The organism is Dorea sp. AM13-35, from assembly GCF_003473885.1.
GTDB lineage: Bacteria > Bacillota > Clostridia > Lachnospirales > Lachnospiraceae > Dorea_D > Dorea_D hominis.
The window spans coordinates 146650-167489 of the sequence record NZ_QUCZ01000008.1; the positions used below are offsets into that span (position 1 = coordinate 146650).

The window sequence follows — 20840 nt, forward strand, 5'->3', positions numbered from 1 at the left end:
TCTCCTATACTTTATATCTTTATGAATCTTTTGTTATCTGTTATTCTTTTTCGTGTTTCAAAACGGCTTCTATAAAATCTCGCCCGCTTGATTTTACAATATCTGTCTTTACTTGTAAAGCCTCTTCTACCTGATCTCTTGTCAGATCGTCCAGAAAATCCTGCTCCTGTATACGCACCATATTACATGGAAGAAGCAGACATGTTCCAAGCGGCTGATCCGTAAGCTGGCTGATCAGATCTCTTCCGGTAATCAACCCTGACACGGTAATCTTCTCTCCAAAGAAATCATTGCGTATACCATAGACATGGATCTTTGTCTTTGTGTATTTCTTTTCAATCGCCGATGCCATCCTACAAATCAATGGATACGCCAGCACTCCTGTCGCAATTGACACTTCACGTTCTGTGTCATCCCCCTCCAGCCCGGCATATTCTTCTGCAAATTCATTCTGTAAAAGCCGCATCATGCCAACACCGTTCTCCAGTTGCAGATAACCATCATAGCGTTCCTCTTCCGGCATCTCTTCTTCAGCGAGAATATACCATTCATCTCCGGCATGAATGAAATGATAACCATATTCATCATATGCCTTTTTCTGCCATTTATGGATAATGGACAGCACTTCTTTCGCATCTTCCTTCGTGAATGATTCCAGCGGATACAGTCCTTCTCTGTATTTCGTAAGCCCAACCGGTACAACCGACACGCTCTGAAGACACGGAAGATACTTCATCATGTCACGTATGCTCCTCTCCAGCTCCTCTCCATCGTTCACACCTTTACACAATACGATCTGACCGTTCATCGTAATTCCACCTTCATACAGCCGGTCGATCTTCTTAAGTGCTTCACCTGCAAACCGGTTATGCAGCATCTTACAGCGAAGTTCCGGGTTCGTCGTATGAAAGGATATATTGATCGGCTCCAGATGATACCGTATGATACGGTCCACATCATCATCACTCATATTCGTCAGGGTGATATAATTCCCCTGTAAAAAAGACAGTCTAGAATCATCATCTTTAAAATATAATGTCTCGCGCATCCCCTTCGGCATCTGATCAATAAAGCAAAACATACATTTATTCCTGCAGGAACGATATTCATCCATCAGTCCCTGTCCAAATTCAATTCCCAGATCATCCTCGTAATCTTTCTCAATCTCCAGTTCCCACTGTTCTCCCGTCGACTTTTCAATGAGCACCGTCAGAAAGTCATCATTTACCAGAAAGTGATAGTCAAAAACATCCCCAATCTCCTGTCCGTTGATCGAAATCAGCCTGTCTCCTTTTTCAATTTCCAGTTCTTCTGCGATACTTCCCGGAAGAACTTTATCAACAATGTGTACATGTTTCATATATACGCCCTGTTTCCTTTCTCTTTAACTATATTATTATAACTTACATAGACAGAATTGACAAGAAGAGGAAAAATAGTCATTTGGAAAGATTGACCTGTTCCTATAAATAGTGGTATAAATAAATAAGAGCTATAAGCGAAAAAATATACTTAAGGAGATTATTATGCCAAACATAAAATTAATGGAATCCTCTTTACCGGTGGCACCGTTAAAGATTGCCGCACATGCAAGTTGTATTGATCTCGGAAAGAAAGTAAATGATTATATTGTTTCTTTTCGCCAGAACACACTGACAGAGAATCACACTTCTCCTTTATTCCGTGCGTACAGTACCGACAACTATCTGATTGACTGTGACTGTCCACGTTTCGGCACTGGTGAATCCAAGGGACTTCTTGGTGAATCCATCCGTGGAAAAGATCTTTTTGTAATGGTTGACGTCTGCAACTACAGTTTAACCTATACTGTAAGTGGTCATTTGAACCATATGTCACCGGATGATCATTATCAGGATCTGAAACGAATCATTTCTGCTGCAAACGGAAAAGCACACCGTGTGAATGTAATCATGCCATTTCTGTATGAGAGCAGACAGCATAAACGTACCAAACGAGAATCTCTGGACTGTGCACTCGCACTTCAGGAACTGATCGATATGGGTGTCAGCAATATCATCACTTTCGATGCTCATGATCCACGTGTACAGAATTCAATTCCATTACACGGATTTGACAGTTTCAACCCACCGTATCAGTTTATGAAAGCATTGCTCCGCGCTGAACCGGATCTGATTGTAGACAAAGATCATCTGATGATTGTAAGCCCGGATGAAGGTGCAATGCATCGTGCCGTTTATTTTTCAAACGTACTTGGTGTAGATATGGGAATGTTCTACAAACGCCGTGATTATTCTACCATCGTAAATGGGAAAAACCCGATCGTTGCCCACGAATTTCTCGGTACAGATATCAAGGGCAAGAACATTATCATCATTGATGATATGATTTCTTCCGGTGAGAGTATGTTAGACGTTGCAAAACAGATCAAAGAGCGTGGCGCCAGCCGTGTATTTGTCTGCACGACTTTCGGCTTATTTACAGAAGGCTTTGAGAAGTTTGATGAATATTATGAAGCAGGGTATATCGACCGCGTAATTACAACAAACCTTACTTATCTTCCGCCGACTGCACTTGAGAAGCCTTATTTCGTAGTTGCCGATATGAGTAAATTCATTGCGCTGATCATCGATTCTCTGAATCATGATATCACAATGAGTTCCGTACTCGTTCCGACAGATAAGATTCACAAACTGCTCGACAGACATAACACTGATCTTGCTGCCAGACATATTATTTAATTCTTACATAGATTATAAAATGATGATAATAATTCTTCCAAATTATTATCATACCTGGGAGAATCTGTTATCGGCAATTTATACTAATACAATAACAGCAAAAAAAGAAAGATGACTTGCATACTCTGCGAATCATCTTTCCTTTTTATTTATAACTTCTATTCTTCTGATTCCTAATTTTCTTTTGCTTTGCTTAGTGTCTTTGCCGTAAAGTCACAATACTTCTCACCATTCTCCAGCTTCTGACCTTTGGCTTCTGCCATCTCAGAAATTGTCACAAGTTGATAGCCCTCTTTTTCCAGTTTCGGGATCAGTTTCAATGCAGCATCCACACTTTCTGTATGAATATCATGCATCAGGACGATATCACCATCCCCTACATTGTTCATAACCGTTTCAATCGTCTTCTGCGCATTTCTTGTCTTCCAGTCTAAAGTATCAATATTCCACAGGATCATCGGCATCTTAACCTTCTCATGCATAACACCACCGATTGCTCCATATGGAGGTCGAAGCACAGTTGCTCCTCTTCCGACTATTCCTTTTATCAGATCATTGGTCTTATCTACCTGATCCTTCAGGCCCTTGGCATCCTGTTTTGAAAGATTCGCATGATTATAAGAATGATTTCCCAACTCACAACCAATCTCTTTCATCTTCTTCAATGCATCTTTATGAATAGAAACATTCTGTCCGACCATAAAGAATGTTGCATGTGCGTTGTACTTCTCCAATGCCTTCAACAGCTCCAGCGTTCTTGGTCCCGGGCCATCATCAAATGTAAGCGCTACCATAGGTTTCTTCGGATCAACTTTTCCCGCTTTTTTAGAAATCAGATTACCTTTTTTGTCAAATTTGCAGACAGACAGACCAATATTCACTTCGCCGGTTACCATCTTTCCATCATTTTCAAAATAATATGTATTCTTTCCAATCTTCTGCCAGCCGGTTACTGCTCCTCCGGACTTCGTCATATAATACTTATCCGAGCCATTCTTCTGCCAGCCGGTCTGCATGATTCCTTTTTTATTGAAATGATATGTTGTACTCTTAATTGTATGCCAGCCAGTCGCCATCTTGCCATTCTCATCAAAATAATAAGTATCACCACGGGATACAACAAAATCAGATTTGACATAAGTACCATCGTAACGTTTAAATTTATTCTTCTCCCACCGTCCGACTTTATTCTTTACACGGACTTTTCCGTCCTTGACTGTAAGCTGTATTTTCTTACTCCAGTCATCATCCAGCTTCTTCTGTAAGGACTCACTCAGCTTAATTGTTGCTTTATAACTTCCCTCTGTCTTCGGATCAACTTTACAGATAATCTTATAGCCTTTTCCCTTTTTCAGATCTCTGATAAAATCCTTTGATGTATATTTGCTTTTCTTGTCCAACGTAGGTCCATCATCCTTCTCAACTTTTACCTTCGCCTTCAATGTTGGAACATCTTCTCCCTGCAATATTGCAACATTCTCAAATTGCAGTGTCAGTACAGCTTTTTTACGAAGAACTCCGGCTATCATATATGCAAGAATTAATACGATACATACTGCGACAATTGTAATCAGGCAGCGCATCTGCCGATCCCTTTTTCGTCTCTGCTCATGTTGCTTAATTCCATATTGATGCCTTGTGCCACTCATTCGTATTCCCCCTCATTCCATAATCTTTTTCAACACCTATTCAGTATACTCTTCTTCGACATAATTCGCAATGAAAGTAATATTACTTTTTTATTAAGAATCCTTTAAGATTGTTACAAAAATCCCCTTGAATTCCAATTACTGAAAATCAAGGGGATTGCATCATCTGTCCTATAATTTTAAGCCAGAATACGAACCCGTAGTACCTCTCCTACCGCTTTTAGTTCTTCTACAACACCTGCCGGCACCGGTGAATCAATGTCGATCATTGTATATGCATATTTACCTTTACTCTTATTTGTAAGATCTGCAATATTCATATTATCTTTTGCCAAAATCGTTGTAAACTGGCCGATCATATTCGGTACATTGTGGTGCAGAAGCAATAATCTCGTATTCTCTCCACGAATGCCCATATCACAGTCCGGATAATTGACAGAATTTTTTATATTTCCATTTTCCAGATAATCTTTCAGCTGTTTTGCTGCCATTACTGCACAGTTGTCTTCTGCTTCTTCTGTAGATGCTCCCAGATGCGGGATAACAATTGCACCTTTTACTCCTGTCACTGTAGGTGTCGGGAAATCTGTCACGTAATGTTTCACATGTCCGGATACAAGTGCATCTACCATTGCTTCTTCATCTACAAGAATATTTCTTGCAAAATTCAGTATTACTACTCCGTCTTTCATCAGACTAATCGCATGCTTATCGATCATTCCTTTTGTGCTGTCCAGTGCCGGAACATGAATTGTAATATAATCACAGTCACTGTATAACTCATCCACTGTCTTAGCATGATGGATACTTCTGGAAAGTCTCCATGCAGAATCAACAGACACATACGGATCATATCCATACACATCCATGCCAAGGTGTGTCGCTGCATTGGCAACCAGAACTCCGATTGCTCCAAGACCGATCACTCCAAGTTTCTTTCCTTCCAGCTCACAGCCTGCAAATGCTTTCTTCGCCTTTTCTGCGTCTTTGGCAATATTGCCGTCTTCTTCATTTTCCTGTACCCAGCCAATACCGCCAATGATATCTCTGGATGCGAGCAGCATGCCTGCCAGCACCAGTTCTTTAACTCCGTTTGCGTTTGCACCCGGTGTATTAAATACAACAATACCTTCTTCTGCGCATCGCTCCAATGGAATGTTATTCACGCCGGCTCCGGCTCTTGCCACTACTTTCAGATCTTTTGAAAATTCCATCTCATGCATAACAGCGCTTCTGACCAGAATCGCATCTGCTTCTTTCGCCTCGTTTACAGGTGTATATTCTTCTGTCAACTGATCCAGCCCCACCTGAGAGATTGGATTCAGGCAATGATATTTATACATACTACAGATTCTCCTCTTCAAATTTCTTCATAAATGCAACTAATGCTTCTACGCCTTCAATCGGCATTGCATTGTATATACTTGCACGCATGCCTCCGACTGTACGATGTCCTTTCAGATTCTCCAGTCCTGCAGCTTTTGCTTCTTTTACAAATTTCGCATCCAGTTCTTCATCTCCTGTAACAAAAGGAACATTCATCAGAGAACGATCTTCTTTTACAACTGTTCCTTTGAACAGTTTACTCTGATCCAGATAATCATACAGGATCTTTGCTTTCTTTTCATTACGCTCTTTCATGGCAGCCAGACCACCCTGTTTTTTCAGCCATTTAAATACTTTTCCGCAAATATAAATGCCATAAGCCGGTGGTGTGTTATACAGAGATTTTGCATCTGCCTGTGTCTTGTAAGTCAGCATTGTCGGTGTACCCGGCAGTACATCTTCTGTGATCAGATCTTCACGGATGATCACAATCACTACTCCTGCAGGTCCGATGTTCTTCTGGACACCGCCATAGATCACACCATATTTGCTTACATCTACCGGTTCGGACAGGAAGCAGGAAGATACATCCGCTATCAGCGTCTTGCCCTTTGTATTCGGTAATGTTTTGTATTTTGTTCCATAAATCGTATTATTTTCACAAATATATACATAGTCTGCATCTTCAGAAATCGGGAGATCACTGCAATCTGGGATATAAGAAAATGTTTTATCAGCAGAAGATGCGATACGGTTTACTTTTCCGTATTTTTCTGCTTCTGCTGCGGCTTTTTTTGCCCACTGTCCGGTAATAATATAATCTGCCACTCTGTTCTTCATCAGGTTCATCGGGATCATGGCAAACTGCTGTGATGCACCACCCTGTAAAAAGAGCACTTTATAGTTATCCGGAATGTTCATCAGTTCTCTAATATCCGCTTCTGCAGTGTCAATAATTTCTTGGAACGACTGCGAACGATGACTCATTTCCATTACCGACATGCCGGTTCCATTGTAATCCAACATCTCGTCTGCTGCTTCTTTTAATACCTCTTCCGGCAAAACTGCCGGTCCTGCTGAAAAATTGTACACTCTTTTCATAGTCGTTCCTCCATCTAGCTAATTTATATGTTATTTTGTTTCCAGATCGTTCTCGTCAAAAGCTTCGCTGATCGCAGCTCCAGGTGCTACCATCGGCCATACTTTATCATCCTGATCGATCTGACAGTCTATCACAACAGGTTTCCCTGATGCTAACGCTTCTTTGAACGCCTCTTTAAATTCCGCCTGTGTTGTTACGCGGACACCTTTGGCACCCATTGCTTCTGCCAGTTTTACAAAATCTACTGCATCATTCAGTACAGTTGCTGAATAACGCTGTCCATAAAACAGATTCTGCCACTGGCGTACCATACCAAGTACATGGTTGTTGATAACAACCTGAATCACCGGAATGTTATGTCGGGTTGCTGTCGCAATCTCATTCATATTCATACGGAAACATCCGTCTCCTGCAATGTTGACAACAGTCTTATCCGGTCTTCCGGTCTTAGCTCCAAGAGCAGCTCCAAGTCCATATCCCATCGTTCCAAGTCCGCCGGATGTCAGCAGTGTTCTTGGCTTCGTATATTTGTAATACTGTGCTGCCCACATCTGATGCTGTCCAACTTCTGTGGAAATGATTGCTTCACCATTTGTCTGGCGGTAAATCTCCTCTACAATGAACGGACCTGTAAGCGCTTCCGGATGATAAGTCAGTGGATATTTTTCTTTGTAATCCATAATTTTCTTCATCCATTCCGAATGGCTCTGCTGCTCTAATTTTGCATTTATTTTTCCAAGAATTACTTTGATATCTCCAACTACACCTTCTGTGATCAGCACGTTTTTGTTCATCTCTGCTGCGTCTACATCAAACTGTAAGATTTTTGCATTCTTTGCAAATTTCTTTGCATTTCCTGTTACACGGTCACTAAATCTTGCACCCACTACGATCAAAAGATCACACTCGCTGACTCCGTAGTTGGATGCTTTTGTTCCATGCATTCCAAGCATTCCTGTATATGCCGGATCGTTTCCTGGAAATGCACCTTTTCCCATAAGGGAATCCGTTACTGGCGCATCTACTTTCTTCGCAAATGTATATAATTCTTCACTTGCTTCGGAAAGGACAGCTCCTCCACCTACAAATATGTACGGTTTCTTAGATTTTTTAATTAATTCCAATGCTTCCGCGAGTTCTTCTTCTGAAATCTTATCAGATGGTTCTACCGGTTTGATCTCCTCTTTTATATATTCTGTCTTATTTGCTGTAACATCTTTCGGAATATCAATAAGGACCGGTCCCGGTCTTCCGGATTTGGCGATCACGAACGCTTTACGGATCGTGTCAGCCAGATTGGCCACATCTTTTACAATATAATTATGCTTTGTGATCGGCATTGTAATACCGGTAATGTCAATTTCCTGAAAACTATCTTTTCCAAGAAGTGACACTCCTACATTACAGGTGATCGCTACTACCGGAATAGAATCCATGTATGCGGTAGCGATTCCTGTCACAAGATTCGTAGCACCCGGTCCGCTGGTGGCGAAACATACACCAACTTTACCGGTTGCTCTCGCATATCCATCCGCTGCATGTGCTGCGCCCTGTTCGTGGGAAGTCAGGATATGAGTAATCTCATCACTGTGTTTATATAATTCATCATAGACATTTAAAATTGCGCCTCCCGGATATCCGAAAACAGTATCTACGCCCTGCTCTTTCAGACATTCGATGACAATCTCTGATCCTGTCAACTGCATACCTATCTTTCTCCTGTTCTATAACCTTACTCTCTTATGTCTTGTCTTATGACTGTTTTGGAACTTCCAGAATAGCTCCTCTGTTTCCGGATGTTACCATAGAAGCATATCTTGCCAGATAACCGGTTGTAACTTTCGGCTCTCTCGGTGTCCATGCTGCTTTTCTCTTAGCCAGTTCTTCATCAGATACATCCAGTTCCAGTTTCAGATTCGGAATATCAATCTTAATAATATCTCCTTCTTCAACTAACGCAATCGGTCCGCCAACTGCGGCTTCCGGTGAAACATGTCCGATGGATGCTCCTCTGGATGCTCCACTGAAACGTCCGTCTGTAATTAAGGCAACACTGGAACCAAGTCCCATTCCTGCGATTGCAGAAGTCGGGTTCAGCATCTCACGCATACCCGGTCCACCTTTCGGTCCTTCATAGCGGATTACAACTACATCACCTTTTACAATCTTGCCACCCTTGATTGCTGCGATTGCGTCTTCTTCGCATTCAAATACTCTTGCCGGTCCTTCATGTACCAGCATCTCATCTACAACTGCGGAGCGTTTTACAACACTTCCGTCCGGTGCAAGATTACCTTTCAATACTGCAAGTCCGCCTGTTGGTGTATATGGATTGTCGATTGGACGGATAACTTCCGGATTTTTGTTGACTGCTTCTTTAATATTTTCTCCGACGGTTTTACCTGTAACCGTCATACACTCTGTATGCAGTAAGCCTTTTTTATTCAGCTCGTTCATAACTGCATATACACCGCCGGCTTCATTCAGGTCTTCCATGTAAGTCGGGCCTGCCGGTGCCAGATGGCAGAGGTTCGGTGTCTTCTCACTAATGCCATTTGCAAAATCGATTTCAAAATCCATACCGATCTCATGAGCGATTGCCGGCAGATGCAGCATACTGTTTGTAGAACATCCCAGTGCCATATCTACAGTCAATGCATTTAAGATTGCTTCTTTTGTCATAATATCTCTTGGGCGGATATTCTTCTCAAGCATCTCCATAACTTTCATACCTGCATGTTTTGCAAGGCGGATTCTCTCAGAATATACGGCCGGGATTGTTCCGTTACCGCGGAGTCCCATTCCAAGCACTTCTGTCAGACAATTCATGCTGTTCGCTGTATACATTCCGGAACAGGATCCACATGTCGGACATACTTTATTTTCAAATTCACACAGATCTTCATCTGTCATTGTTCCTGCTGCATTGGCTCCAACCGCCTCAAACATGCTGGACAAACTTCTCTTTTGTCCTTTTACATGACCTGCAAGCATAGGACCGCCACTTACAAATACTGTCGGCACATTAATTCTTGCCGCTGCCATCAGAAGTCCCGGTACATTCTTATCGCAGTTCGGCACCATAACCAGTGCATCAAACTGATGTGCCATTGCCATTGCTTCCGTAGAATCTGCGATCAGATCTCTTGTTACAAGGGAATATTTCATTCCGATATGTCCCATTGCAATTCCGTCACACACAGCGATTGCCGGAAATACAATCGGTGTTCCACCTGCCATGGAAACTCCCTGTTTTACCGCATTAACGATTTTGTCCAGATTCATATGTCCCGGCACAATCTCATTATATGAACTTACGATTCCGACCAGTGGTCTTTCCATCTCTTCCTGTGTAAGACCAAGTGCATTAAATAATGAACGATGCGGTGCCTGCTGTTTTCCTTTTGTTACTGTATCACTTCTCATGTTTCTTTCCCTCCTGTAACCTTATTGACATTCCTATTCGATATATCCTGCGATCAGGTCTCCCATTTTCTCAGTTCCAACCTGTGTCTTTCCTTCTGACATGATATCAATCGTACGATATCCTTCTTTTAATACTTTTTCAACCGCATTCTCAATTGCATCTGCTTCTTTATCCAGATCGAAGCTGAATCTTAACATCATTGCCGCAGATAAAATTGTTGCGATCGGGTTTGCGATTCCTTTTCCTGCAATATCCGGCGCAGAACCGCCGCTTGGCTCGTACAGGCCAAATTTGGTTTCATTAAGGCTCGCACTTGCCAGCATTCCGATGGAACCGGTTACCATACTTGCTTCATCAGATAAAATATCGCCAAACATGTTCTCTGTAAGAACTACATCAAACTGTTTCGGATCTCTGACAAGCTGCATTGCACAGTTATCAACGAGCATATGTTCCAGTGTTACTTCCGGATAATCCTTTGCAACTTCTTCTACAACTTTTCTCCACAATCTGGAAGAATCAAGTACGTTTGCTTTGTCTACACTTGTTACCTTCTTTCTGCGCTTCATAGCAATGTCAAAACCACGCTTTGCAATTCTGCGGATCTCATTTTCATTATATGTAAGTGAATCATGCGCAGTTATCACGCCATCTTCTTCTATGGTCTTTCTCTCACCGAAATAGAGACCTCCTGTCAGTTCACGCATGATCATCAGATCAAATCCGCCTTCTGTGATTTCTTCTTTTAATGGGCATGCGCCTTTCAGTTCATCATAAAGAATCGCCGGTCTTAAGTTAGCAAATAAATTCAGTTCTTTACGAATCTTTAAAAGTCCTGCTTCCGGTCTCTTGGACGGCTCTAACTGATACCAAGGTGAAGTCTTTGCATCTCCTCCGATGGATCCCATCAACACTGCATCACTTGCTTTTGCTTGTGCAACTGTCTCACTCGTAAGCGGTACTCCGTGTACATCAATAGAAGCTCCACCCATCAGAAGCTGTGTGTAATTGCATGTATGTCCGTAAACATCTGCAACTTTGTCGAGAACCTTCATTGCTTCTGTTACAATCTCCGGTCCGATTCCATCCCCTTTGATCACACCAATATTTAAATTCATAATCGCTCTTCCTTCCTGTGTAAATATATCTTTCAACGCACTCACGTATCTATAAGAACCTGCCACCGGCAAAATCTTTCGAATATTATATCACTTAAAACAGAGTGCGCTCTGTTAATATAAATAATATACATCCTATAATATCTTATTTCCTTACAGCTTTCAAGACTTTAATACGCTAAAATTACAAATTATCTGCGCCGAAACCAAGTGGCAATAATTCTTTCAGGCTGTAAGTTACATATTCATCCTGACTTTTTGCCAGAATAATCTCTAATTTATCAGGATCTGCGAACTCCTGCATTACCTGTCTGCACACTCCGCATGGCGGGCAATAAGTATGCATACCTTTTGTATCTTCATTCACTATACAGATCTTTGTAAAATGTCGTTCTCCTTCACTGACCGCTTTAAAAAATGCCGTTCTCTCCGCACAGTTGCTTGGCGTATATGCGGCATTTTCAATATTACATCCGGTGTAGATTTTTCCACTCTCTGTAAGAAGCGCCGCACCGACTTTAAATCCCGAATACGGTACATAGGCATATTCAAGCGCAGAAAAAGCTTCTCTGATCAGTTGTTGTATACTGTCCATCTGTCGCTCCTTCCTTATATTTTCTGTTTTTTCCGATCTTCTCTTATCAGGCTACGGATTGCCTCAACCGCAGTTTTTATTGGAAGTTCCGTATCATGAACTACCGGATTGTCCAGACCTTCCTTTGCGCGTTCCTGGTTTGCCATCACCAAAAGCACGGTTCCTATCCGCACGCGAAGATAACTTCCTACTATATATAATGCAGCAGATTCCATCTCAGACGCAAGGCAACCCATTCTCTTCCATGCTTCCCATTTGTTCAGCAGCTCATAGCTTACCGGTTTGCTCTCCGGTGTATGCTGTCCGTAAAAGGAATCTTTACTTTCCACTACCCCGGCATGATAGGGAACGCACATCTCCTTCGCCGCTCCGATTAATGCATTCACGACTTCTATATCTGCTACAGCAGGATATTCTATCGGCGCATATTCTTTACTTGTTCCTTCCATGCGGACTGCTCCGGTTGCAATAACCAGATCTCCGCTTTTTACGGAAAGATCAATTCCTCCGCTTGTACCGACACGGATGAATGTATCTGCTCCTGCCTTTACTAATTCCTCCAGAGCAATTGCCGCCGAAGGACCTCCAATTCCGGTAGATGTGACACTGACCTTTACTCCGTTCAGCGTTCCGGTATAAGTTACAAACTCCCGGCTGTCTGCAACCAGTTTTGCATCATCCAGATGTTCTGCAATCTTCTTACAGCGTTTTGGATCTCCCGGAAGAATAACATACTTTCCAACCTCACCGGGTGCGACCTGTATATGATACTGTCTGTTTGGATCTTCCGAATAATTTACCATATCCAAATCCTCCCTTATCATTTTTCTTCTTATTATATCATGTTTTCCCGGATAGCTCCATAGCTGCCATTTGTCACAGCATTTTCCTCATCACAAAAAAAAGAATGTGCCTTGGCACATTCCAGTATTTTCATATACTTTTATAAATATGATGCAGTCTTCAGAATCTCATTCGCATTCTGAATTCTTTCCTGCGTCGGAGGTTCGATGCCTTCCAGTCCGTAAGGGATACCAAGTTCTTTCCACTTGTATACTCCCAGCGTATGATATGGAAGCACTTCCACACGTTCTACATGATCAAGTTTCTCTATGAAATCATGCAGTTTCCATAAATAGTCGTCCCTGTCACTTCTTTCCGGCACCAGTACATGACGAATCCACATAGATTTACCTGTATCCGACAGGTATTTTGCCATATCAAGAATGTTGTCATTCTTCTGTCCGGTCAGAAGCACATGCTGCTCCTCATCCATATGCTTAATATCTAACATTACAAGATCTGTTACTTCCATCAGCTTTTCAAATTTAGAAAAGAATGGTTCTTCTCTTGTAAATGGATTACCACAGGTATCTAGAGTTGTGTGAACTCCTTTTTCTTTCGCTTTTGTAAACAGCTCCAGCAGAAAATCAATCTGCAGGAGTGGTTCTCCTCCACTGACGGTAATACCGCCCTTACTTCCCCAGTAAGAGCGGTATCTCAATGCTTTTTCAAGCAGTTCATCTGCTGTGTAAGGCGTTCCTGCCTGCATATTCCAAGTGTCCGGATTGTGACAGAACTGACAGCGCATTGCGCAGCCAGATAAAAAGATCACATACCGTACACCCGGTCCGTCAACGGAGCCAAAACTTTCCAGAGAATGGATATATCCTTTCGTCATTGTTTTGCTCCTTTAATACTTTTCAAATCAAATGTTCAAACTACATCTGCTCGTGGCATGTTCTTGCGATTACGTCTAACTGCTGCTCACGTGTCAGGTCAATGAACTTAACAGCGTATCCGGATACACGGATTGTAAAGTTTGCGTATTCCGGTTTCTCCGGATGTTCCATAGCATCACGCAGTTTGTCTACACCAAATACATTGACATTCAGATGATGTGCTCCGCGGTCGAAGTATCCATCCATAACATGTACAAGGTTTTCTTTTCTCTCATCATCGCTGTGTCCAAGTGCGCTCGGGCTGATTGTCTGTGTATTGGAAATACCATCCAGTGCCAGCTCATATGGAAGTTTAGCTACGGAGTTCAGTGAAGCTAACAGACCGCTCTTCTCTGCGCCGTATGACGGGTTAGCGCCTGGTGATAACGGCTCACCACCTTTTCTTCCATCCGGAAGAGATCCTGTCGCTTTACCATATACAACGTTAGAAGTAATTGTAAGGATAGATGTCGTTGGTACAGAATTTCTGTAAGTGTGGCATTTGTTCAGCTTGTGCATAAATGTCTTCAGAAGCCAGATTGCCATGTCATCTGCACGGTCATCATCGTTACCATATCTTGGGAAGTCTCCCTCGATCTCAAAGTCAGTTGTAATTCCGTCTTCGTCACGGATTGGTTTAACCTTTGCATATTTGATAGCGCAAAGGGAATCTACTACATGAGAGAATCCTGCAATACCAGTTGCGAAAGAACGTTTTACATCTGTATCGATCAGTGCCATCTGTGCTGACTCATAATAATATTTGTCATGCATATAGTGGATCATGTTCAGTGTATCAACATACAGCTTGCTTAACCACTCCATCATCTCGTCATATCTTTCCATCACTTCATCGAAGTCAAGATATTCCGATGTGATTGGTCGGTAAGCAGGTCCTACCTGAACTTTGTTCTTCTCATCAATGCCACCGTTGATTGCGTATAACAGACACTTAGCAAGGTTTGCACGTGCTCCGAAGAACTGCATCTCTTTACCTGTCTCTGTTGCCGATACGCAGCAGCAGATTGAATAGTCATCGCCCCATACCGGACGCATAACATCATCGTTCTCATACTGGATTGAGCTTGTCTCTACGGAAATCAAAGCTGCAAACTTCTTAAAGTTCTCTGGCAGTCTTGAAGAATATAATACTGTAAGGTTTGGCTCCGGTGACGGTCCCATGTTCTTCAATGTGTGCAGGAAGCGATAATCATTCTTTGTTACCATAGAACGTCCATCCTGTCCAAGACCAGCTACTTCCAGTGTTGCCCATGTCGGATCTCCTGAGAACAGCTCGTTGTAAGATGGGATTCTTGCAAATTTAACCATACGGAACTTCATTACCATATGGTCGATCAGTTCCTGAGCTTCTTTCTCTGTCAGTTTTCCGGCTTTTAAGTCTCTTTCAATATAAATATCAAGGAATGTAGAAATACGTCCGACACTCATTGCAGCTCCGTTCTGAGTCTTGATTGCTGCAAGGTATCCGAAATACAGCCACTGTGCTGCTTCTTTTGCATCTTTTGCCGGCTCTGAAATATCAAATCCGTAAGCAGCAGCCATTTCCTTCATCTCTTTCAACGCTTTGATCTGATCTGCAAGCTCTTCACGGAGACGGAAATCTGTTCCTTTCATACCATGTCTTGCATAACGCTCAAAATCATACTGTTTCTTTTCAATAAGAAAATCGACACCATACAATGCAACACGACGGTAATCACCTACGATACGTCCTCTTCCGTAAGTATCCGGAAGACCTGTGATGATCTTGTTATGTCTTGCTTTTTTCATTTCCGGTGTATAGATATCAAATACTCCCTGGTTGTGTGTTTTATGATATTTTGTGAAAATCTCATGCAGCTTTTCGCTTGGCTGGTATCCATAAGTTGTACATGCCTGCTCAGCCATCTTAATACCACCATATGGCATAAACGCTCTCTTAAGCGGTTTGTCTGTCTGAAGACCAACTACTTTTTCAAGATCCTTTGTTTCCTCACTGATGTATCCCGGTCCATAAGCTGTAAGTCCGGATACAACTTCTGTCTCCATATCAAGGACTCCGCCTTTGGCACGTTCTTCTTTCTGCAGTTCCTGAAGCTTTTCCCATAATGTGTTGGTTGCTTCTGTAGGACCTTCCAGGAAGGACTCATCTCCCTCATATGGTGTGTAGTTTTCCTGAATAAAATCTCTTACGTCTATGGAATGTCTCCAGTTCTCTCCGGAGAAGCCTTCCCACTGTTCACGCTGTGTCATCGCACATACTCCTTTCATCCTTCGTTTTCTGTTTTCCGTTGCAAAGTATATCATCTTGTGAATAAAATAGCAAGCATATTTTTGATAATCGTTCTCATTACAATGCTTGTACATGATTTTGTGCAATTTTGCCTGTTTTTGCGCCTTATATTGTATTTTCGCACGTACAAAACTGGCCTTTTTTATATAGTTTTTCTATATCTATATAGGTGCATGCAATATGCTAATATCAGGAATATATAAAAAAGGACGCCCTCTACGGACATCCCTTTCTGATATCTTCTTCAATTATATCTCTTATTCAGCAGATGCCTTCTCGACCTGTGCAATTGCTGCTTTCTGCATCGGGATACGGCAATTCTTGTTGTTACCGAATTCCACGATCAGATCATCATCACTGATGTCGATGATCACACCGTAAAAACCGCTTGATGTGAGTACTGTATCTCCAACTTCCATCTCTGCGATCATAGCCTGTACTCTCTTCTGTTCTTTCTTCTGTGGTCTGATGAATAAAAACCAGAATCCACCAAAGATCAATGCATATATTAAAACTAAAACAATCCCGTTTACCGGTGAACTCTGTGCTGCTAATGTAAACATATTTCTTCCTCCTAATATTTTTAAACACTATTGCTATCATACACAATAATGCAGGCTCTAGCAAGCTATTTCCCACAATTTCATAGAAATTTTACGAATTATTCCCCGAAACTGCGTCCAGTTTCCATTTCTTATATTCCTTATATCTTCCCGCTTCTATAGCATCCCGTATTTCTTCCATCATCGTATTATAGAAATACAGATTGTGAAGCACGCAGAGCCGCATGCCGAGCATCTCTTTTGCTTTCAGCAAATGTCTGATATACGCTCTGGAATAGGAACGGCATGCCGGACACTGGCATCCTTCCTCGATCGGCTTATCATCCAGTTCAAATCTGGCATTAAAAAGATTCAGTTTTCCATGATTCGTATAGACATGTCCATGTCTTCCGTTACGGCTTGGATATACACAGTCAAAGAAGTCTACTCCACGGTCAACCGCCTCCAGAATGTTTGCCGGTGTGCCGACTCCCATCAGATACGTCGGTTTGTTCTCCGGCAGATGCGGTACAACCGCATCCAGAATCCGGTACATCTCTTCATGTGTTTCTCCGACCGCAAGTCCGCCGATCGCATAACCATCCAGATCAAGTTGTGCAATCTCCTGTGCATGGCGGATACGGATATCTTCATAGACGCCACCCTGGTTAATTCCAAAAAGCATCTGCTGCTTATTGATCGTATCCGGAAGACTGTTCAGACGGTTCATCTCTGCCTTACAACGTTTCAGCCATCTGGTTGTCCGGTCAACCGATTTTTCCATATAATCTCTTTTTGCAATACTTGACGGACATTCATCAAATGCCATTGCTATTGTAGACGCAAGATTAGACTGAATCTGCATACTCTCCTCCGGTCCCATAAAAATCTTGTGCCCGTCTATATGGGAGTTGAAATAAACTCCTTCTTCTTTGATTCTTCTGAGTCCTGCCAGAGAAAAAACCTGAAACCCGCCGGAATCTGTAAGGATTGGCTTATCCCAGGTCATAAATTTATGAAGACCGCCCAGCTTTTTCACAACTTCATCTCCCGGACGTACATGGAGATGATACGTATTTGAAAGTTCCACCTGCGTCTTGATCTGCTGGAGATCATCTGTGGAAACTGCGCCCTTGATCGCGGCCGCCGTTCCCACATTCATAAATACAGGTGTCTCTATAACACCGTGCACTGTATGCAATCTTCCTCTTTTGGCAAGACCATCTTTTTTAATTAATTCATACATGATCTTATCCTCATTGCTTTCTGTGATTTTCATCATTTACTGCTTATTATCTCTTTATTCCTTAATTGCTGCCAACAGCACTTTTCTAATTATGACATACAACCGGCACATCTTTGTATACCAGTTCATACATCTTCGGTGCAACTGATGGCGGTAAATTGACACAACCATGGGAACCGTGTGATTTATAACGGCTTCCTCCGAAAGTCGGCTGCCATGAAGCATCATGGAATCCAATTCCTCCATTGAAAGGCATCCAGTATTTAACCGGCGTCTCATAGGAATAAGTACCATCCGGTCTTCTCTCACCACGAAGTGTTGCATTCCTTGCTTTATATGTCAGAGAATATACGCCCGGAGGTGTTGCATTGCCTTTGTTCGGATTACCGGTTACAACATCTGTGCTGAGCACAACTTTACCCTTCTTAATAAAGTATGCTCTCTGATTCGTTAAGTCTACCTCTGCATAAGTATCTCCCATATCCATCGTATCATGGGATGCTGCTTTACTTAAATATTTCGGTTCACGGGTGACTGTCTCACCTTTTTTGATATTCTTTGTCAGCTCTTTGTATTCGCTGTCCTGCGCTATGCACCAGCCATAATCTCCGCCATCCACTTTGACTGTGTTTCCGGTTGCGGTTTTGAAAGTGCGTGTCTTTCCTCTGGTATTATATTTGGACGCAAGACTCTGAATATACTTCTTCACCGCATCTTTGTCAAACTTCACTTTCATCTTCTTGTTTACTTTCACCCATTGTGAAATAACAGAAGAATCTACGACTTCTGTCTTCGGACTGAAATCATATGTAACCTTTGCTCCGAGATAACTGTTCATCTTCTCAGCCGCATCTTTGACTTCCTGTGAGTCTTTTGTATAATCCGGCTTAATATAGCATCCCTCTTTTGTAAGATCCAGTTCTGACTGGAATCCGTCTAATGCTTCCTTAATTGCTTCATTGAACGCATCTTCATCAATCTCTGTGCCGATAACTTCCGGTTCAATCTCAAATCGGGTATCCATGAATTTCGGATATGCATTTTTTGATTTAGTCTGGTTCTTCTTATCCATACAATTCAGACCACTGACCTCATCTGCCAGTGCTTCTTTGTCGTATTTTACACCAACTGAAGCCTCAATCTGCGGATGATTCCAAAGTGATATGATCCACAGGAAATTGTTCTGCTGTTTTATACATTTCGCAAGTTCATCAGACTGCACATACTCCAGGGAAATGTCAGATCCGTCAATCTCTTCTGTACTTCCGTCAGATTCTTTCAATGTAAGTACATAATCTCCAACATCTTTCTTTAACTTGCTCTCCACCTGGCTTACACTCTTAAGCGCAACATCGTTGCCATTGATCTTCGTATAGAACATAAAATGGCTTCCAAAATAAAGTGCAATTCCGATATAAACTACAGCGAGGATCCCCACGATAGTTCCGATCACTTTTCCTGCTTTTTTCTTACGTCTGTGTTTCTTGTATGCTTTTGATGCCTCTTTTACTGCGTCCGACTCTACCTCGCCTTCTTCACCCTCAAAGTCTTCATAATCCGGTTTTTCATCATAACCTGCCGCATGAGTTTTCTTTGCTTTTCTGTGGCTGATTTCTTCATGATCATCTTCATCAAATTCTTCGAATCCATCTTCATCGAAATCATCTTCATCTATTGAATCACGGATCTCAGACTTATGAAGATCACCATATAATTCCCGCATTGTTTCTTCGATAATCTCATCGGCTCTTTTGTCATTCTTACTCATAAGCGCTTACTCCTTTTTTATTCACATGTCCCATTATAATATGCATATCCATAAAAGTACAGACTAAATTTTAAGGAAAATATGAAGATTTTTTGAATATCCGCCCTTATTCATCCGTTGCGCTTTTCTCCTGCTTCCTATATAATAAGTTGTATCGTTTTACATACCGAACAATTTCAAAGACTACATATTATAGAAGAAACGGAGAACAACTATGGCAGGTTCAACTTTAGGAAATTTATTTACAATCACAACCTGGGGCGAGTCACACGGTGCCGCAATCGGGGTTGTTATAGACGGATGTCCTGCGGGACTTTCTTTAGATGAAGAAGATATTCAAATCTATCTCGACCGCAGAAAACCGGGACAGAGCCGCTTTACAACTGCAAGAAAAGAGTCCGATAAAGCACGTATTTTATCTGGCGTTTTTGAAGGTCATACAACCGGAACGCCAATTTCCATCATGGTCGAGAATACAGACCAGCGTTCCAGAGATTATGGCAAGATCAAAGACTGCTATCGTCCGGGACATGCAGATTACACTTTTGATGCCAAGTACGGTTTTCGCGACTACCGTGGCGGCGGACGTTCTTCCGGTCGCGAAACGATCGGACGTGTTGCAGCCGGAGCAATCGCCGCAAAGATATTAAGACAACTCGGTATCACCATTACAGCTTATACCCGTTCCATCGGAGATATTGTCATTCCGGAAAATGAATATCATTACGATCAGATTACAGAAAATGCACTCTATATGCCAAATAACGATTACGCAGCCAGGGCTTCTGACTACCTTGCTGAATGTATCAGAAAGCAGGACTCCTCAGGCGGCATGATCGAATGTGTGATCACCGGTGTACCTGCCGGTATCGGAGAGCCCGTATTTCATAAACTGGACGCTGCACTTTGCAGTGCGGTTATGTCCATCGGTGCAGTCAAAGGTGTGGAGATTGGCGACGGTTTCCAGGCTGCTGCCGCACTTGGAAGTAACAACAACGATTCTTTCCGTCTTGACGCCGGTAAGCTTACCAAAGTAACAAATCACTCTGGCGGTACACTCGGAGGTATGAGCGACGGCAGTCCGATCATACTGCGGGCAGCAGTCAAGCCAACGCCATCTATCTCCCAGCCACAGGATACCGTCATGAGAACAGACTGGCAGGAGCTTACAGATACTACAATTGAGATTACCGGGCGCCACGATCCTGTCATTGTCCCCCGCGCTGTCGTTGTCGTAGAAGCAATGACGGCTGTCACAGTACTGGATCTGCTCATGCGCAACATGAGTTCCCGACTGGACAGCCTCATCAAATTCTATCGTTCTTAAATTATC

At 42.4% G+C, this 20840-nt stretch carries 16 protein-coding genes; 2 read left to right on the forward strand and 14 right to left on the reverse strand.

What is annotated here, in order from left to right; all coding sequences use genetic code 11:
- Window positions 1-40: 40 nt before the first annotated feature.
- On the reverse strand, window positions 41-1360 hold the full coding sequence (locus DW152_RS10325; protein ID WP_118288559.1) for a DUF512 domain-containing protein: 1320 nt from the start codon (window positions 1358-1360) through the stop codon (window positions 41-43).
- A 166-nt stretch (window positions 1361-1526) separates the two neighbouring features.
- On the opposite strand from DW152_RS10325, the gene DW152_RS10330 reads away from it, so the two are divergent.
- Entirely contained in the window at window positions 1527-2720 is a 1194-nt protein-coding gene (locus DW152_RS10330) for a ribose-phosphate pyrophosphokinase (protein WP_118288560.1), read from the forward strand.
- 173 nt (window positions 2721-2893) lie between these two features.
- Here the strand turns inward: DW152_RS10330 and DW152_RS10335 are convergent, their stop codons facing one another.
- The 13 genes from DW152_RS10335 to DW152_RS10395 form a co-directional block, all read right to left on the reverse strand.
- On the reverse strand, window positions 2894-4369 hold the full coding sequence (locus tag DW152_RS10335) for a polysaccharide deacetylase family protein (RefSeq protein WP_118288561.1): 1476 nt from the start codon (window positions 4367-4369) through the stop codon (window positions 2894-2896).
- Between the two features lie 179 nt (window positions 4370-4548).
- Window positions 4549-5712: a phosphoglycerate dehydrogenase gene (locus tag DW152_RS10340; RefSeq protein WP_118288562.1), complete on the reverse strand. Its 1164-nt coding sequence runs from the start codon at window positions 5710-5712 to the stop codon at window positions 4549-4551.
- 1 nt (window position 5713) lies between these two features.
- The gene (gene serC, locus DW152_RS10345) at window positions 5714-6796 is read right to left on the reverse strand and encodes a 3-phosphoserine/phosphohydroxythreonine transaminase (protein ID WP_118288563.1); all 1083 of its coding nucleotides are present in this window, start codon (window positions 6794-6796) and stop codon (window positions 5714-5716) included.
- A gap of 30 nt (window positions 6797-6826) precedes the next feature.
- Window positions 6827-8503 carry a biosynthetic-type acetolactate synthase large subunit gene (gene ilvB / locus DW152_RS10350; protein ID WP_118288564.1) on the reverse strand — a complete coding sequence of 559 codons (1677 nt, stop codon included), beginning with the start codon at window positions 8501-8503 and terminating at the stop codon, window positions 6827-6829.
- 46 nt (window positions 8504-8549) lie between these two features.
- Window positions 8550-10223 (reverse strand): dihydroxy-acid dehydratase, encoded by a 1674-nt coding sequence (ilvD, locus tag DW152_RS10355; RefSeq protein WP_021860685.1) that lies wholly within the window; start codon window positions 10221-10223, stop codon window positions 8550-8552.
- Window positions 10224-10256: 33 nt separating this feature from the next.
- Window positions 10257-11342, reverse strand: a complete 1086-nt coding sequence (leuB, locus tag DW152_RS10360; protein ID WP_021860686.1) for a 3-isopropylmalate dehydrogenase — start codon at window positions 11340-11342, stop codon at window positions 10257-10259.
- A 184-nt stretch (window positions 11343-11526) separates the two neighbouring features.
- Window positions 11527-11937: a cytidine deaminase gene (gene cdd, locus DW152_RS10365; RefSeq protein ID WP_117537324.1), complete on the reverse strand. Its 411-nt coding sequence runs from the start codon at window positions 11935-11937 to the stop codon at window positions 11527-11529.
- 14 nt (window positions 11938-11951) lie between these two features.
- Window positions 11952-12740 (reverse strand): uridine phosphorylase, encoded by a 789-nt coding sequence (udp, locus tag DW152_RS10370; protein WP_117537325.1) that lies wholly within the window; start codon window positions 12738-12740, stop codon window positions 11952-11954.
- 140 nt (window positions 12741-12880) lie between these two features.
- Window positions 12881-13618 carry a pyruvate formate-lyase-activating protein gene (pflA, locus tag DW152_RS10375; protein ID WP_021860689.1) on the reverse strand — a complete coding sequence of 246 codons (738 nt, stop codon included), beginning with the start codon at window positions 13616-13618 and terminating at the stop codon, window positions 12881-12883.
- Between the two features lie 40 nt (window positions 13619-13658).
- Complete coding sequence (gene pflB, locus DW152_RS10380) at window positions 13659-15911, reverse strand: formate C-acetyltransferase (protein ID WP_117537326.1); 2253 nt, start codon at window positions 15909-15911, stop codon at window positions 13659-13661.
- A 297-nt stretch (window positions 15912-16208) separates the two neighbouring features.
- Entirely contained in the window at window positions 16209-16514 is a 306-nt protein-coding gene (gene yajC, locus DW152_RS10385; protein ID WP_021860691.1) for a preprotein translocase subunit YajC, read from the reverse strand.
- Between the two features lie 91 nt (window positions 16515-16605).
- Entirely contained in the window at window positions 16606-17739 is a 1134-nt protein-coding gene (gene tgt / locus DW152_RS10390) for a tRNA guanosine(34) transglycosylase Tgt (RefSeq protein WP_117537419.1), read from the reverse strand.
- Window positions 17740-17824: 85 nt separating this feature from the next.
- Window positions 17825-19507: a L,D-transpeptidase family protein gene (locus DW152_RS10395; protein ID WP_118288565.1), complete on the reverse strand. Its 1683-nt coding sequence runs from the start codon at window positions 19505-19507 to the stop codon at window positions 17825-17827.
- Between the two features lie 214 nt (window positions 19508-19721).
- Between DW152_RS10395 and aroC the strand changes: the two genes are divergently transcribed.
- Window positions 19722-20834: a chorismate synthase gene (gene aroC / locus DW152_RS10400; RefSeq protein ID WP_118288566.1), complete on the forward strand. Its 1113-nt coding sequence runs from the start codon at window positions 19722-19724 to the stop codon at window positions 20832-20834.
- Window positions 20835-20840: the final 6 nt, after the last annotated feature.

What these genes read in the sequence shown, in the direction of transcription:
- DW152_RS10395 (WP_118288565.1), bottom strand. Translation starts at nt 19,507, where the DNA reads ATGAGTAAGAATGACAAAAGAGCCGATGAGATTATCGAAGAAACAATG.
- DW152_RS10325 (WP_118288559.1), bottom strand. Translation starts at nt 1,360, where the DNA reads ATGAAACATGTACACATTGTTGATAAAGTTCTTCCGGGAAGTATCGCA.
- DW152_RS10335 (WP_118288561.1), bottom strand. Translation starts at nt 4,369, where the DNA reads ATGAGTGGCACAAGGCATCAATATGGAATTAAGCAACATGAGCAGAGA.
- pflB (WP_117537326.1), bottom strand. Translation starts at nt 15,911, where the DNA reads ATGACACAGCGTGAACAGTGGGAAGGCTTCTCCGGAGAGAACTGGAGA.
- DW152_RS10330 (WP_118288560.1), top strand. Translation starts at nt 1,527, where the DNA reads ATGCCAAACATAAAATTAATGGAATCCTCTTTACCGGTGGCACCGTTA.
- serC (WP_118288563.1), bottom strand. Translation starts at nt 6,796, where the DNA reads ATGAAAAGAGTGTACAATTTTTCAGCAGGACCGGCAGTTTTGCCGGAA.
- pflA (WP_021860689.1), bottom strand. Translation starts at nt 13,618, where the DNA reads ATGACGAAAGGATATATCCATTCTCTGGAAAGTTTTGGCTCCGTTGAC.
- DW152_RS10340 (WP_118288562.1), bottom strand. Translation starts at nt 5,712, where the DNA reads ATGTATAAATATCATTGCCTGAATCCAATCTCTCAGGTGGGGCTGGAT.
- udp (WP_117537325.1), bottom strand. Translation starts at nt 12,740, where the DNA reads ATGGTAAATTATTCGGAAGATCCAAACAGACAGTATCATATACAGGTC.
- ilvD (WP_021860685.1), bottom strand. Translation starts at nt 10,223, where the DNA reads ATGAGAAGTGATACAGTAACAAAAGGAAAACAGCAGGCACCGCATCGT.
- tgt (WP_117537419.1), bottom strand. Translation starts at nt 17,739, where the DNA reads ATGTATGAATTAATTAAAAAAGATGGTCTTGCCAAAAGAGGAAGATTG.
- leuB (WP_021860686.1), bottom strand. Translation starts at nt 11,342, where the DNA reads ATGAATTTAAATATTGGTGTGATCAAAGGGGATGGAATCGGACCGGAG.
- aroC (WP_118288566.1), top strand. Translation starts at nt 19,722, where the DNA reads ATGGCAGGTTCAACTTTAGGAAATTTATTTACAATCACAACCTGGGGC.
- ilvB (WP_118288564.1), bottom strand. Translation starts at nt 8,503, where the DNA reads ATGCAGTTGACAGGATCAGAGATTGTCATCGAATGTCTGAAAGAGCAG.
- cdd (WP_117537324.1), bottom strand. Translation starts at nt 11,937, where the DNA reads ATGGACAGTATACAACAACTGATCAGAGAAGCTTTTTCTGCGCTTGAA.
- yajC (WP_021860691.1), bottom strand. Translation starts at nt 16,514, where the DNA reads ATGTTTACATTAGCAGCACAGAGTTCACCGGTAAACGGGATTGTTTTA.